We start from the raw sequence: 15706 nt of genomic DNA on the forward strand, positions 1-15706 counted from the left end.
TCTAAAATGCTCCGCAAAATTAACAAACGCGGTTTTCCCGCATCTCAATCAAGGAGTATATATGAAAACACGTTTTCTGGCGGCTCTTGCTGTATCGTTCAGCATGCTTGTCGCTTGCGGCGACGACAACTCTTCTTCTGCTAACGGTGACGATGAAAAGGAACTTTCCAGTTCTTCGTCCGAAAAGTCTGGTGACAGCGAAAACAAATCTAGCAGCAGCAATGCCAAGTCTAGCGATAGCAAGGATAATTCCAGCAGTTCCAAGAAGGAAGAAAAAGGCGAATACAAACGCGAATTTGCAACTGCGATTGCCTCGGGCGAAACGATGTTTATCGGCACGATGTCGCTGGACCATACAGATGATATCGGCACCGACTATATCGAAGTCGGAACCCGCGCAGGCGTTGTCTATTACGACAATTCCCTGTTCATTGCCGACCTTGATGTGGGAACCATTGCACGCTACAGTCTCGATGCAAACAACAAGATTGGTAGCAAGACGGCTGAACTTTCGCTTGCTGGCGCATGGGCGAACCACATTTACTTCGTGAATGAAGAAAAAGCCTACTTAGGCGGCATGCTTGACTCGCTGCTCATCATCAACCCGAAGACCATGAAGCGCACGGGCGCGATTGACCTGTCCAAATACAAGAACGACGATGCTCTCGTGGTGAGCCCGGGTACAGGCGTAATCGTGGACGGTCGGCTCTATGTTGGCCTGTTGCAGAACGTGAGCGACTATGCTACCGGTAATACGGCCCAGGTTGCGATTATTGACATCGAGAAGGATTCCGTGATTGCCGTGGCTGAAGATGACCGCGTCGCGGCAGTGGGCTCCCTGGATGATTCCCAGAACCAGTCGTTTATCGTTGCTGACGGTTACATTTACTGCTACAGCAATGCTTCCTGGGGCTACGCTCCGGGCCAGGTCGACGGGTTCCTGCGCATCAAGGTGGGTGAAACCGAATTCGACAAGGATTATCAGTGGCTCGTGACCAAGGATGTCGCCATCGACGGTGTCACCAAGAAAGACAACTTCAAATACCTGAGCCCCACTACCGCCGCCAATGGAACCAAGGTGTATTCCTTCTTGAACGTGATGGTGGACCTGCAGCAGGTTTGGACCGATATGGATAGCTACCACAATAACACGTGCAAGCCGGTTGAAATTGACCTTGCCAAGAAAACCATGAAGGCGCTCCCGATTGATTATTCTTCTAGCTGGGCTAGCTACGGCAAGTACATCGATGACGACGGCACCGTGATTTTTGCGGTCTCTACCGAAAAAGACGGCAACGCCTACTTCCGCTATGATCCCAAGTCCGAAAAGGCGGAAAAGATCGCCGATATAAAGCAGATTCCGATGTGGCTTGTGCCGCTTAAGTAAGTGAAATTGCCGCAAATCTGCGGTGTACATATTGTCCTCATAAACACAAACTTCCGTTCTTGCTCAAGCAAGGGCGGATTTTGTTATTGGTACAGGATAAATCCATTCGGATTTTCAAAGGCCCGTTTGGAGTAGAAAAATAGTCTGAAAATTGCTTAATTGCGCTGCGATGAAAAAGATGATTTTTTATAAGGCGGCAACGCTTGCCCTTATATTTGCAACGGTTGGTGCGGTTTCGGTCCGTGCTCAAGATGATGAAATTACCTCGATAGACGATTTTCTTGAAGAATCTGCTCCGGAAAGTAATGCGGCAACTGACAACGCAAACAGCGCGACGGCGCAATCAGATGCATCTGCGGCAAATGCCTCGGGCGTTACGCAGCTGGACGAACTTTCGGTGGAATCTGAAATAGAAGCGGAACAGGCGAAGCAGGCAAAAAAGGCGGAATCTGTCGCGACAATTGACGCGGCCGAGATGCAGAATACAAGCAAGACCGTTTCAAAAGCGGTCAATTCCGCTTCGGGCGTGAAAGTGCGCAAGTCCGGCGGCATGGGCAGCGAAGGCAAAATCAACATTCGCGGCATGGAAGGCAAGAACATCAAGGTGTTGGTGAATGGTGTCCCCGTCGAGACGCAGGGAAACTTGGGCCTTGACGATATTCCTATCGACCAGATTGCGGACATTGAAGTTTACAAGGGCTATGTCCCCGCGCGTTTTGCGACAGATGGAGCAGGCGGTGCTATCAATATCATTACTAAAAAGCGCCCCGCCAATTCGGTAGATGCGTCCTATAGCCTTTCGAGTTTCAATACGCACAAGGCTTCTGTAACGGCAAGCCACGTGATTGACAGTATTGTGGGTGGGGCAGGCTTGGAAGTAGGCGTGTCGGGCTACTTTAACCATTCCGATAACGATTACGAATTCACGTCTCCCTACATGAAGAGTTCTGCGGGCAAGGATACGAGCGTAGTTCGCGACCATGACCGTTATACATCTTACAACGTGCAGGCTTTTGCGAACTTGATGAATGCGTGGTTCGACCAGATTTCGCTTGGTGCAAGCTATGGCGCGTTTGACAAGGAAATTCAGGGGGATGCGAACCGCATTGTCGAAACGAGTGCCGAAGGATACAATTTTGGGGCGACATTCGGCCTGGATAAGAAAAATATCTTTGTAAAAGACTTGAATTTCGGTAACCATTTTTCGTTCGGGTACAGTGAAAATAAAACCATTGACACGAGCCGCGTTCATTGCCGCAACTGGTATAGCTGCGATACGGCCAAAAAGAATGTGGGTGAGTTGACGATGATGGGACTCCCGAAACTGAGAACAGTACAGGCGTATGATTTCAACGATTTGCTGAATTTGGATTACCAGTTCATTAAGAATCAGTTTGTTTACTGGAATACGCTTTTCCGGTACCACAAGGAAGATCCCGAAGATGACGTGGGTTCCGAAATGGTCGGATTCAATACGGCGGGGTATCCGGGAAAGACGATTTCGGTGACGACGGGGCTTTCGCTTGAAGACAATTTCTTTGATTCGAGACTCCAGAACCTGTTGGGTTTCAAGTTCCATTACATGAAGGCTGAAATTTCTAATACTTCCACAAGTATGATACAGCAGGCGGTATTGGAAAAGAATGATTATACGGACTTTAGTTACGATGAAAGCTTGATGTTCCGGATTGTAAAGCCTCTTGCGGTCAAGGGCTCTTACCAGCATGCGGTACGCCTGCCCACGCCCGATGAACTCTTTGGCGATGGAATTCGCGTGAGTGCTGCGACAAACCTCAAGCCCGAAGAAGCGGATAATTTTAATGTCGGCTTGTCTCTTGATTTGCAAGAAATCCCGCTGGTGGCGCGGTTCCGATTTGATGGCGACGTTTTCTATTCCTATTACAAGAACCGCATTCACTATATGAGCGCTTCTCAGATGTCGGTGCCGTATTTCAACATGGACCCGATTCGCGGCTGGGGCTACGAGGGCGATGTGAAACTTGATGTGAATGAATGGGTGTTGCTTGGGACGAACTGGACTTTCCAGGATTTGCGCAATATAGATTACAATGCGAAGCAGGGTATTCTTGAAGATGCGATTATCCCGAACATTCCGCGATTCTTCATGAACTACCTCGCTGAATTCCACATGGGCGATATATTCAATAAGAACGATTTTGTCAAGTTTTGGTGGGCTGCTAACTACACCGATGAATATTATTACGGTTGGAAAATCAGTTCCCGCCAGAGCCGGAAAATAGACGCCTCGTTCACGCAGGATTTGGGCGTGGAATATTCCGTGTGGGATAATAAGCTCGCCTGGAGTTTTGAGGTCGACAACTTTTTGGACGAAACCGTTTACGACAAGTACGGAGAATCTAAACTGGGACGCACTTTTGCAACCAAGATCCGGTACAGTTTCAGGTAGATATATCTAACTTCGGATAGTTTACGCTAACTAAGTTGTTTATACGGAAACTAAGTTGTGTATCGTAAATTAATTTGCAAATTTGCAACAATGTTAGTCGCACGGAAGCCTTACAGGACTTGGGCTTGAAGTCTGCTTGTTAGTTTGTATGTAAGTTGCTTTTTGATGAAAATTTAGGTAGATTATTAAGCAAAGAACAACAAAGCTTTAATGAAGATCCCCGACCACGTCGGGGATGACATTAGGGCGGAACAAAAGGAGTAAGCTATGTCCGTATGGAAAAATGAAAAGTTCTGGTGCGTGGTGGCTGGTGTCGTTGGCCCGGCTATCATCAAGAAGATTCTCAAGGCTCCCAAAACCCGCGAGTATGCCGTCAAGGGACTTGCCGAAGGCATGAAGATTACTGCCGACGCCAAGGCCACTTTCCAAGATATGAAGGACGAAGCTGCCGACATCTGCAACGACGCGAAGAATCAGGCTGGCGTGAAATAAGAAGTGTCATCCTGAGTAAGCGAAGCGCATCGAAGGATCTTTAGCATAGATTCTGCTCCTTCGAACCTAAGAATTGTCGAGCAACAAGTTGCTCACAATTCTATATCGACTTCGTGCTACGCACTTCGCTCAGAATGACAAAAAGTTTAATCCATTATTTGTAATAATATGAATTTTCGCATCGTTTACGATCAGCCGGGGCGTATCCGCTTTCGGGCGGGGGCCTACGCGTTTGAAAAAATGCATGAACCGCGCATCCACAAGGCATGCGTGAGTGAACCTTATGTCCAGAAAGCGGTAGTCCATTCGGAAAACGGCGGCATTCTGCTGGAATACGAAGACGGCTATCGTGAACAGGTGATTGATTTCGTCCGGAATCTAAACGTTGCTAATCTTCCGGAAATTGAACCCGATACCGAATACCAACTGCAGGAACTCGACACGCAATTCAAGAACCGACTCGCGTTCATGATTGCGCGGCGTTACCTTGCCAAGTTGTTTATTCCGCCTCCCATCCGCACGGCGCACCTGATTTACAGGGGCCTCAGGTTTGTGGCGAAAGGCCTGAATTGCCTTGGCGAAGGAAAGCTTTCTGTCGAAGTGTTGGACGGTGCCGCCATCGGGGCGAGCATCTTGCAGCGCAATTACGAATCGGCTGGGACCATCATGTTCCTGCTGAACGTGAGCAGCCTTCTGGAAGATTACACCAAGGCGCGCACCCGCACGGCCCTTACCGCAAGCCTTGCCGTGAAGGTAGACCGCGTGTGGGTAGTCAAGGACGGCATCGACGTTCAGGTGCGCATGCAGGATGTTCAAGTGGGCGACCTCGTGCGCGTGCGTTCCGGCAGCATGATTCCGGTGGACGGAACCGTTGCCGAAGGCGATGCCTTTGTGAACGAGGCGACCATGACGGGCGAATCGCAGGCGGTGCACAAGACAGTCGGGAAGTCCGTTTTTGCGGGCACCGTCGTAGACGAAGGTTCCATTGTGGTGTCGGTGCGGGCTGTAAGCGGCAACACCAAGATTCAGAAAATTATCGAACTCATCGACCGCTCCGAAGACCTGAAGGCTTCTATCCAGAGCCGCGCCGAACGCCTTGCCGACGGAATTGTACCGTTCAGCTTTATCGGATTCGGGCTCACGCTCCTGTTTACGCGCAACATCACCAAGGCCGTCTCGATTCTAATGGTGGACTATTCTTGCGCCATCAAACTTTCCACTCCGATTTCGGTGATTTCGGCACTGCGCGAAGCGGCTGACCGCAACATGACCGTGAAGGGCGGCAAGTACCTGGAAGAATTTGCGCTTGCAGACACCATTGTTTTCGACAAGACGGGAACGCTCACCAAGGCGGAACCGAAACTCGAACGCGTGATTCCGTTCGGAAACCGCAGCGAAGAAGAAATCCTCCGCATTGCGGCCTGCATCGAGGAACATTTCCCGCATAGCATGGCCCGCGCCATTGTGCGTGGTGCCGCCGAGCGGGGAATTGACCACGAAGAAGAACATGCTGACGTGAAGTACATCGTGGCGCATGGAATCGCGACGACTCTCGACGGTGAACGCGCCGTTATCGGCAGCAAGCATTTCGTCGTCGAAGACGAAAAAATTGCAGTGGGCGAGGTGGAACAGAAAAAGATCGATGAACTCGCCGGAGCCGCATCCGTGATTTACCTTGCCATTGGCGGGAACCTTGCGGGCGTGCTTTGCATTAGCGATCCTCCGCGGGACGAAGCTGCCGAAGCCATCCGCATGCTGCGCGAACGCGGGATCAAGCATGTGGCGATGATTACCGGCGACAGCCAGAAGGCCGCTGAACGCACGGCGCAACTTTTGGGAATCGATACCTTCTTTGCGCAGGTGCTGCCCGAAGACAAGCACCGCTATGTGGAAAAAATGAAGGCCGAAGGCCGCCGCGTAATTATGGTGGGCGACGGAATCAACGATGCTCCTGCCCTTGCCGCCGCGAACGTGTCGGTCGCCATGAGCGATGCCAGCGACATTGCCCGCGAAACCGCCGACGTGACGCTCCGCAGCGAAGACCTGCGCGACCTTGCGGAACTCCGTACATTGAGCGTCCAGCTTATGGAACGCATCCAGGCGAACTACCGCTTTATCGTCGCCTTCAACACGTCGCTACTCGCGGCAGGCTTCTTTGGCTTCTTGGCCCCCTCGACCTCGGCCTTGTTGCACAACCTCTCGACCATGGCGATTTGCGCCAAGAGCATGACGCCGTTGAAGCGGAATCAGCCCTAAAATTCCACAAAATCTCGTTAAAAGGTGGTGTAATGCCACCTTTTTCGTGTTTTTACGGATGCATTCTTATGCGACGCTATTTGTCGCAGTCATTATGTATTTTTAGTGGATGACGAATTTTACTAAAATCAATGTTTTTTCGCAAAAAAGAGAGCCATAATGACAACAGACCTTTCACGTGCACCGCGGTGGGACATTCTCCGAAATTTCTATCGCGACTTCGATAACGGCCGCAAGCGCGGCTGTGTCGAGAAGTGGAAAAAAGAAATGCCCCAAAGCAGGTTTGAACAGGAACTTTTCGAAACAAAAATCCACACCGAATTTCTGCGCGACCGCCAGAAGATGCTGAACAAGAATTTCCGTTGGACCTACGCGAACATGAAAAAGCTCATCGCGCTCGACCAGTATTTCAGGGAACTGCACCGGAGCATCGCCCGCACCTTCGAAGCGACCAAAAGGGACATCGCCGCACTTACTGCGCAAAATCACAAATGGTACAGGGAATACGAACTCGAATCGGAAATCTGCCCTGCGAACGACTGGGACATTCCCGGCGAACACGAATACATCAGCGATTTGCTTTTCTGGTACGCGAACTGGGGCTCCATCAACATCTGCTCAAGCACGAACGAACACAACCCCGAACGCCACAAGGTCTACCTCGTTCCCGCTTGGAAACAAATGCTGCTCATCGATAAGTTCGTCAAAGACGGCGTCACCTGGGAACTCGACTCGCTCCTCTACGACAGCGAATCAAGCCTCTACACCTTCCACGACATTGTCCGTATGAAACCGGAACAATTCGAAGTGTGCTACACATTGAGATTTTAAACAAAAGTGAGGTTCTATGAGAAGACGATACATTTATCAGCTGGCGGCAACGATTCTGCCGAATGGGCTGGGCAATGACACCGTTGACCATGATCTGGGAATTTTCACGTCGCTACGCACTGCCGAAAAAATCCTGCGAGATTATGTTGAGAGTGGAAATTTTTATTGCCCGGTCTATAGCTATTCCATCATGTTCCTGCCCGTCAATGACGATTTGGAATATGAATCCGAGCGGCGAATCAACGTCTATTCGCCCGATGGCAAATTGCAGCTTTCTGAATTCAACATGATGTCCTGTAACGGGGCGTGGAGCAAAAAACTGAATATAGACCTTCGCGCCGTCATCGACACCGGCCCCGGCAAAAAGCCTTATTTCACGCTGTACAACCATTGGAAACGAGGACTCGCGACCAAGTGCGCGCGCATCTCCTTTCTGGAACCCAAATACGAACTGGGCACCTCGTATAACAAATCCGTCTGGTTCCTGGACGACAACGAGAAAAAGATGCTCATGAAGTTCCTGAAAACAAAATGCAGGAGCATTTTTAGCGACAAATGCACAAATAATTGGATGAGCGTCATCGGGGCTTTCAACAACGAAGTCCAAGGAGACGATGATAGCCGCATTCTGCCCTATGATTTGCCCATCCCTAATTACAACAAACTAGAACCGTAGTGACAAAATTCCTTTGGGCGTTCCCCTAGCGGGTCGGGCCATACTCGCACGTCGCTAACGGCGCACTCACCGAGCCTTGCTAACGCAAGTCTCGTCCCTGCGGGTAACTGTCTCCCCTAAAGGGGACCATAGCCACTAAGGCAACGAGTTGCCAAGTGGCTGGAGGCCTAACGCAGAATGTATAAAACATTCCAATTTGGAGTAATTTTCTTGGATTTTTGTAGAGAAATGAGTATAGATTTAGGAGAAAAAAGAGGAAAAATATGGCAGTCTTTAAAAATAATCAAGAAAAAGAAAAATTTGTAAGAAGTTTTCTGAATGAAAAAATAAAAATTGGTGAATTGCGTGATTACAAAAAAATCTCAAATGGTGATTATGGTTGTTATTTATCGAAAAGACACGGCTTATTAGATTATGTCTCTTTAGGTGTTAAAGATTCACATATATTTTTACGTTTTTGGGAAAAGGAAAACGAGGAAGATCGAAAGGAAAAAATTGCAAAAAGGCGGTCTTTTTTAGAGAAATATTATGAAAAAATACAACAGGAACTTGGATCTGAAATTAAATATGATAGTTTAAAAAAAGTGAATCATTACATCTGTGGTGAAGATAATTTTTTTAAAGGTTTCTGCGCCTATTACCCAGATAGGAAATCTGTGGATGAATTAAATCAGGATATAAATAAATTGTATAGTGTATATTGCGATATGAGGGATAATATGAAAAAAAATGGAAATGGAAAATTTCATGCATTGTTTGAGAGCATAATGCAAATAATGGGTGAAAAATATAATCCTTTGAAATTTATTGATGAAGGTAAGGCTTGTTTGCAATATAAACCGTTTAATGCAAAAGAAAATGATTGGGGTAAGAAAAAATGCCATTATGAGTTTTGTGGTGGCTATGATGAAAACTATGTACCAAACTATATACAAATATGTTTTCATTGTGAAGACAATTTTAAATTCGAAAAGGAATTTCAAGAGTTTGCCCAAAAAGAAGAAAGCCTAAAACAACTGATTAAAGTCAAACCTGGTGCAAAAAAAACAACATTGGAATATGGAGAAATTCCTATTGGAACAGATGTTGGCGATGTTGCGAATAACGCTGTAAAGCAAATGCTTAGCTTTGAACAACAATATGGTCCCAAAATTTTAGAATTAATTCAAAAGAGTAAAGGTGAAATTCCTTCGGAGAATAGTAACAGTGAGGAAGAAAAAATGAGTGCGTCAGAAACGAACAAAGAAGAAATTGCGTTGAATACAATTCTTTATGGACCTCCGGGAACAGGCAAAACATTCAACACCATGGCCTACGCCGTAGCTATTTGCGAAGATAAAGATGTTGAAGATATAAAAAGAGAAATGCAGGAAGAAACGGGTTTTAAATCCGTAAAGCAACGATATGATGCTCTTAAGGATGAGGGACGCATCGAGTTTGTGACCTTCCATCAATCGTATGGCTATGAGGATTTTATTGAAGGAATTAAACCAGACCTTGACGATTCTGCAGGAATGTTGAAATACAAGTTGGAAACAGGATGTTTCAAGGCTTTTTGTGATAAAATATCCGGTAATTTTGAAGAAGCATGGGGTGTGTTGTGCGACAAACTAGATGATGAAGATAAGGAATACCTTGAAATACCTTATATTAGCGATAAAAACAAAACCTTTGCTATTGAATGGAATGTATCTCATAATGGATTAAAGGCTAAGGATGCTCATCGATTCTTTAATAAGAAACAACTGCAAAATATATACAGGAAAAAACCTGGTGTGAAAAAAGGTGGGCATGACAACTACAGAAAGGCCATTGTAGAGTATATGAAAAAAGAATGCGGGTTGAAAGAATTCAATGGCAACGAAAGTAATGACTTACCAAGTAATGCAAGAGTATTTATCATAGATGAAATCAATCGTGGCAATATCAGCAAAATTTTTGGAGAACTGATAACGCTCATCGAGCCTTCTAAGCGTTTGGGCGAAAGGGAATGGATGAAAGTAACGCTCCCTTGTTCTGGAGATGAATTCGGTGTTCCGAATAATGTTTATATTCTTGGAACAATGAATACAGCGGATCGTTCCATTGCAATGATGGATACAGCTCTTCGTCGTAGATTTAATTTTGTTGAAATGATGCCGGATACTAGCGAATCATCACCATTAAAAGGCAAAGAGATTGAGTATAAAGGTGTTATTATTAACATCTGTGAAACGCTAAAAACCATTAATGAGCGTATCGAATATCTCTATGACAGAGAACATACTATCGGCCACGCGTTCTTTATTGGAGTAGATTCTCCTGAAAAATTGTCTTCAGTCTTTAAAAACAAGGTTATCCCTCTACTACAAGAATATTTCTATGACGATTACGAAAAGATTCGCCTTGTGCTAGGAGACAATGAAAAGGATGAAGAACATCAATTCATAACAAAGGTTGTTCCCCCAAAAGACCTTTTCAAGAAGAATAGTCGTGACGAAGATTTGAATACGGAGAAATATACATATCGGATAAATCAAAAAGCTTTTAAAGATCCTAATAGCTATAAAGATATCATTTGATGAAAACACTGATAAAAAAAGAGTTTGAAATCATTGAACAAGGGGATGCTGAAGGGCAACTCTCTAGCGGTCAATTTAAATTGCTCCGAGATTTTGTCTTTGATTCTGAAAAAAGTGCTCCTGATTTTTTCAAACTCGTACCAAAAAATGGCAAAGAAGCCATCAAGGTTCAAAATTATGTTGGAGTTATTGAACTACCTGATGGTTTTCGCATAGAAGTTTTGCCTAAAATTGATCTAGCGCAAGATGACGAAAATTTCGATAAAACTAGGAGCATTTTCTTGAAAATGCTACAATGTATGGATGAAAATCAGTTCAAAGTATCTGATTTTGCGAATTTGAACACATCCAAAATGCCTTTGTTCGAAATTTTCATCCAAATGTTTTTGAATGATGTACAGAAGCTAACTCGCGTGGGTTTGAAATCTGGTTATGTTCATATAGAGGAAAATTCTAAAACATTTAAGGGTAAATTACTAGTCTCGCAGAATATACGAGAAAATCTTGTTCATCAAGAGCGTTTTTATGTAGAATATGATGAATTCCAATTGAATCGCCCCGAAAACAGACTCGTCAAATCAACTTTACTATATCTCAATAAAAAATCAAACAGCGATTCTAATCTCGCAGAAATTCGAAGGCAACTGATGTTCTTTGAACAGGTTGATGCATCTGTCAATTATGAAGCAGATTTCTCAAAAGTGATAAAAACTCGAAATACGACCGAATATGAAAACCTAATGGCATGGGCGCGAGTTTTTCTTCAAAATAAAAGCTTCTCAACATTCTCTGGAAGCACCTCTGTAAGATCAATTCTTTTCCCGATGGAAAAAGTTTTTGAAGCATATGTAGCGAAGAAATTGCGTAAAGCGGTCATCAAGGAGACGGAAGACGATTATTGGAGAGAATGGAATGTTCGTTCGCAATATGGTGCAAAATATTTATTTGAAGTTCCTTCAAATAAATTTCAGATGCGCCCAGACATCGTAATGAAAAAGGATGATAAAATCAATATCATTTTAGATACAAAATGGAAACGGCTTGTAAATGACGATTCTCTAAATTATGGTATTTCTCAGCAAGATATGTACCAGATGTTTGCCTATGGACATAAATATAATTGTCCAAATATCTGGCTTATTTATCCCAAAAATAAAGATATGGATGGGAAAATAAAAGAATATAAAGAATTTAAAGATAGGAACGATGGTTTGTCAGTAAGTATATATTGTTTAGATCTGGGAGATAAAGATGCTTTTTCTACACTTCTAGCACAATTGAAGGAAGAAAAATAGCCTGAACGGTTGTCTTTTTGATGTATTACCTAGAACGAACCCGGCTTTGCAAGGTATCTTGAAACAAACGGAAAACTTCGTGAAAGAAATCCCGTTTCCGATAACGATTCAGTTGCAAGAAAAATCTTGAAGTCGGAAATTCCGGCTTCAAGTTTCTAAGGTGCAAAATTTTCACCTTTAATTGTTGTTCCCCTTGACAATCGTCATCCATGAATTTATATTTGTAGTGAACAAGTGTGTAGTCTCGTCTTTTTTGCATGTAGACGAGAAGGAATTTAAATGAAGAAAGATGTAACGGCGATTGCCAAACCAGAGTTCTCCCTGATAGACGAAAATATGCTCAAGTCGCGGATATATACTATTCGTGGGCTCAAGGTTATGCTTGATGCCGACTTGGCGGAAATTTATGGATATAGCACTAAAGTTTTTAATCGGCAGGTTAAAAACAACATCGAAAAATTCGATGAAGATTTTCGCTTTCAGTTGAATTCGGAGGAAATTGAAGAACTTTCAAGGTGCAAAATTTGCACCTTGAACATGGAATCTGAAAACATCGAATCTTCAAGGTCAAAATTTTTGACCTTGAACAAGGGTTCTCGCGGTTCAAACATAAAGTATGCTCCATACGCATTTACCGAACAGGGCGTTTATATGCTCATGACGGTTCTTAAGGGCGAACGGGCGACGGCGCAAAGTAAGGCTCTTATCCGCCTTTTCAAGCAAATGAAGGACTACATCATTGCCGAAAATCGGAATTTATTGGGTTATGACGGCATTGCCCAAATTGCCGTGCAAACGGAACGGAATACCAAGGATATTGCGGTCATTCAGTCCGACCTTCAGAAGGTCATGGAAAACTTCGTCGATCCTTCGACTTTCAAGCATTTCTTGATTCTGAACGGGCAGAAGCTGGACGCCGATGTCGCCTATACGCAGATTTACGGTATGGCGAAGAAGTCCATCACTATTATCGATGACTATGTCGGGGTCAAGACGCTTGACCTTTTGCGAGGAATCGCCAGGGGCGTTTCTGTGACGATTTATAGCGATGAAAATGGTTACGAATCGTTGACTGAACAGATTCGGAAGGATTTCTTGAAGGCTCGCCCAGATGTTAAATTTGACAAGAAAAGGACGAATGATGAGTTCCACGACCGTTACATCTTTTTGGATTATGGCTTAAAAGGCGAAAAACTTTTCCACTGCGGCGCATCAAGTAAAGATGCGGGCAACAAAATCACTACCATCATGCAGATTGAAAACACGGAAATTTATCATGTACTGATGGAAAAATTATTAGTCAATCCTCGTTTATAATTCTGTACGGTTTTCCCATTTCCTTTATGCGGCGGATGTTTTCTGCGGTGCCTTTGCTTTTTCCGTCCCAAACCATGAGAGCCGTATCGCAGTCTTGCGCCATTTGGATGTCTTTCACATACTGGAATGCGCTGCCTGTAAGGCCTTTGGCGGCTTCTGCGCAAGAACATACTTTTGCTCCCGTAACAAAATTGTTCCTTGGTGTTTCACTGCTGCAGTAAACGATTACGTTGCTGTATCCTTTGGAATCTAAATACTTTTGTACTACCGCATCAACGCCGTAGCAGTCTCCTACAAGAAATTCTGTACCCAAGGCGATGTGCTCGTCAAGTAAAGATTTGGCTTTTTCGGACAATTTTGAAATCGATTTTGAACCGGAGATGAAAACTTTCATCACCCCTCCTTTTTCATATAGAAGAATCGGTTCAGTTCGTGGTCGGTTCCGATGGTTTTGCCATAGCAGATAAGAACCCACGGGTTGGGCCACGCCTTGTCAATGGCGCCTAAGAAGGCTTTTTCCATTTCTACGGCTCTTTTGTCAAGATCCGTGGCGTCGACAACGATGTCGATGTGGATAAGGAGCCCTTCATGTTCGGTAAGCCGCGAAAACGCCTCTAAATTGTTTTCCTGGATCTCGTTCCCATTGTTCGCAAGAATGTAGCCTGCGATATATTCCCACATCTCGTTCCGTTCTTTTTCGTCTGCATACGAACGCTTTACTAGCGATTTCAAGTCGTTGTATTTTTGTGTCGGTGTCATGATAATGTTCATATTAGCACTCCTTATTTTAATTTATCTTCAGAATTTAGCAGCTTCATCAACTCTATTAGTCGAAATTCATTTCTTGAAAAATGATGGTCTTGCCCTGGCACAACCACAACGTGCATGTTTTCACGTTCGTGGAGCTTAAGAAGCCCTGCTAAATGTGCTGAAGAATCAAGACTCCCGAAAACGAATGTCATCATGTCTCCGTCAAATGCCTTGGCGCTGCGGCATATCCGAGTCGTGTTAATCATGAGCGGGGGATTCACCAACAGGAATCGGCTGATTTCCGGAAATAGAGATCGACCAATGCACCCGATGGAGGCGCCCATTGACATTCCCATAAAGTAGATTTGGGTATGTCCACCGATTTCAAATTCTGATTTTACCACTTCGGCGAATTGCGCCATCTGGCTGATGTCAGATGATGGAGTGGACGCGCAAACTACCGAGAACCCGCACAGCTCGCGCATTTCGCAGGCAAGTTTCAGGTACTTGTTGCGATACCCATAAATGGAACCGTCTTGTCCCGCTTTTATCAGCAGAATCTTCTGACGGTCACCACCAAAGACGAATCCGTAATCAACCCGTTCTTCACCTTCGCCAATAGTTTTAATTAAATCGAACTGCATTGTGTACCCCTATATGGTTTATTTAAAAGGCAATCCTTAAATCCGTTTTCCATCTTAAACTTTCTGTTCAGTAGGGTCTCAAGGCGCTTCTCGTCTCGCTTTCGGCACCTGACTTCGGACAGCATGAAAATTTTTCGTGCTCCCATTTTGGGGGAAGGCGATTCAAAATGAAATGTCCGGGTAGGATATATTGAAGAATCGTCATCAATATAATTTGGCCTGATGACGACAAATTCTCCATCTTTGCCGTCAACATGCATCCATAGAAAATTATCAAAATCAAGCGGATTTGATGCATCTACAGCATATATCCAATTGACAGATAATCTTTTTGATTCTGCAATCCAATCGCAGTGGATTATATACTTGGCATTCTTTGGAATATCTAATCCCATCATATACGGAAACGAGACTGTTTCCTCTAATGAAGATAACTCGTCTTTTAATCGAGAACAAAATACACCATGATAACAAGCCTCATCCGCTTTACTGGATAGAAGCAAATATGTTCCTGCGGGAACTTCATCCTCCGATAGCGAAAAATTTGGAAATTTCTGAGCAAAAGTCAAAAACATCTCAAGTTTCTGCAACGTGATGGTTTCTGCCCATTCCCATAATTCAACGAACATCGAAAACAATCGACTGCTTTTTTGTCCGTCATAAGCATCACTTTCAAATAAGACAATTTCATCTTCAAAGTAACCTTTCCAATAGCCACCACTGTATTCTTTTACAAGCACCATACCATATTGCTTTTGAGGAAGAAGAAATAAGTTCATATCAATACATCTGCAATGACGAACTTCGATGTTTTTCGTGGCAACCAATTGTCTCAATATTTTCCAATCAACATTGTTTGAAATATCTGTCAATATTCGCAATTTTCCAGAGCCAACAGAAAGCGTCATTCCTGCGGAGTAATCGGGATGAACGGGGGTGTCTTCGTTGCCGGGGGTAGATAATGTTCCCAAATTTAGACTAGGAATGCAAATCCATCTTTCCTCATCGTCCTTTGCGAAAAATTTTGCCAGTCGGCTGCTGGCGTCGCAGTCTACACAAATATTCATGC

Annotated in this window: 13 protein-coding genes; 9 read left to right on the forward strand and 4 right to left on the reverse strand. The window is 44.6% G+C overall.

Annotated features, from left to right (window positions below; all coding sequences use genetic code 11):
• Nucleotides 1–61 precede the first annotated feature (61 nt).
• From B2952_RS13600 to B2952_RS13640, 9 genes are all read left to right on the forward strand, one after another.
• Complete coding sequence (locus B2952_RS13600) at nucleotides 62–1387, forward strand: hypothetical protein (RefSeq protein WP_290733668.1); 1326 nt, start codon at nucleotides 62–64, stop codon at nucleotides 1385–1387.
• A gap of 169 nt (nucleotides 1388–1556) precedes the next feature.
• Nucleotides 1557–3815 carry a TonB-dependent receptor gene (locus B2952_RS13605; RefSeq protein ID WP_290733670.1) on the forward strand — a complete coding sequence of 753 codons (2259 nt, stop codon included), beginning with the start codon at nucleotides 1557–1559 and terminating at the stop codon, nucleotides 3813–3815.
• 267 nt (nucleotides 3816–4082) lie between these two features.
• Complete coding sequence (locus B2952_RS13610; RefSeq protein ID WP_290733672.1) at nucleotides 4083–4307, forward strand: DUF1490 domain-containing protein; 225 nt, start codon at nucleotides 4083–4085, stop codon at nucleotides 4305–4307.
• A gap of 168 nt (nucleotides 4308–4475) precedes the next feature.
• Complete coding sequence (locus B2952_RS13615) at nucleotides 4476–6563, forward strand: heavy metal translocating P-type ATPase (RefSeq protein WP_290733674.1); 2088 nt, start codon at nucleotides 4476–4478, stop codon at nucleotides 6561–6563.
• Nucleotides 6564–6722: 159 nt separating this feature from the next.
• Entirely contained in the window at nucleotides 6723–7394 is a 672-nt protein-coding gene (locus tag B2952_RS13620; protein ID WP_290733676.1) for a hypothetical protein, read from the forward strand.
• A 16-nt stretch (nucleotides 7395–7410) separates the two neighbouring features.
• Nucleotides 7411–8070 (forward strand): hypothetical protein, encoded by a 660-nt coding sequence (locus tag B2952_RS13625; RefSeq protein WP_290733678.1) that lies wholly within the window; start codon nucleotides 7411–7413, stop codon nucleotides 8068–8070.
• Nucleotides 8071–8333: 263 nt separating this feature from the next.
• A complete protein-coding gene (locus B2952_RS13630; RefSeq protein ID WP_290733680.1) occupies nucleotides 8334–10631 on the forward strand; it encodes an McrB family protein in 2298 nt (765 codons plus the stop codon).
• The gene (locus B2952_RS13635) at nucleotides 10631–11926 is read left to right on the forward strand and encodes an McrC family protein (RefSeq protein WP_290733682.1); all 1296 of its coding nucleotides are present in this window, start codon (nucleotides 10631–10633) and stop codon (nucleotides 11924–11926) included. Before B2952_RS13630 ends, B2952_RS13635 begins: the two co-directional genes overlap by 1 nt.
• Nucleotides 11927–12205: 279 nt before the next feature.
• The gene (locus B2952_RS13640; RefSeq protein ID WP_290733684.1) at nucleotides 12206–13243 is read left to right on the forward strand and encodes an ORF6N domain-containing protein; all 1038 of its coding nucleotides are present in this window, start codon (nucleotides 12206–12208) and stop codon (nucleotides 13241–13243) included.
• On the opposite strand, the gene B2952_RS13645 is transcribed toward B2952_RS13640, so the two are convergent.
• From B2952_RS13645 to B2952_RS13660, 4 genes are read right to left on the reverse strand one after another with little or no spacing between them, the layout of a single operon-like run.
• Nucleotides 13227–13637, reverse strand: a complete 411-nt coding sequence (locus B2952_RS13645) for a hypothetical protein (RefSeq protein WP_290733686.1) — start codon at nucleotides 13635–13637, stop codon at nucleotides 13227–13229. The genes B2952_RS13640 and B2952_RS13645 overlap by 17 nt on opposite strands.
• Nucleotides 13637–14014: a hypothetical protein gene (locus B2952_RS13650; protein WP_290733688.1), complete on the reverse strand. Its 378-nt coding sequence runs from the start codon at nucleotides 14012–14014 to the stop codon at nucleotides 13637–13639. Before B2952_RS13650 ends, B2952_RS13645 begins: the two co-directional genes overlap by 1 nt.
• A gap of 11 nt (nucleotides 14015–14025) precedes the next feature.
• A complete protein-coding gene (locus tag B2952_RS13655; protein ID WP_290733690.1) occupies nucleotides 14026–14637 on the reverse strand; it encodes a hypothetical protein in 612 nt (203 codons plus the stop codon).
• Nucleotides 14622–15704, reverse strand: coding sequence for a hypothetical protein (locus B2952_RS13660; protein ID WP_290733692.1), 1083 nt, complete (start codon nucleotides 15702–15704; stop codon nucleotides 14622–14624). Before B2952_RS13660 ends, B2952_RS13655 begins: the two co-directional genes overlap by 16 nt.
• Nucleotides 15705–15706 lie beyond the last annotated feature (2 nt).

The organism is Fibrobacter sp. UBA7003 (assembly GCA_002449765.1).
Taxonomy (GTDB): Bacteria; Fibrobacterota; Fibrobacteria; order Fibrobacterales; family Fibrobacteraceae; genus Fibrobacter.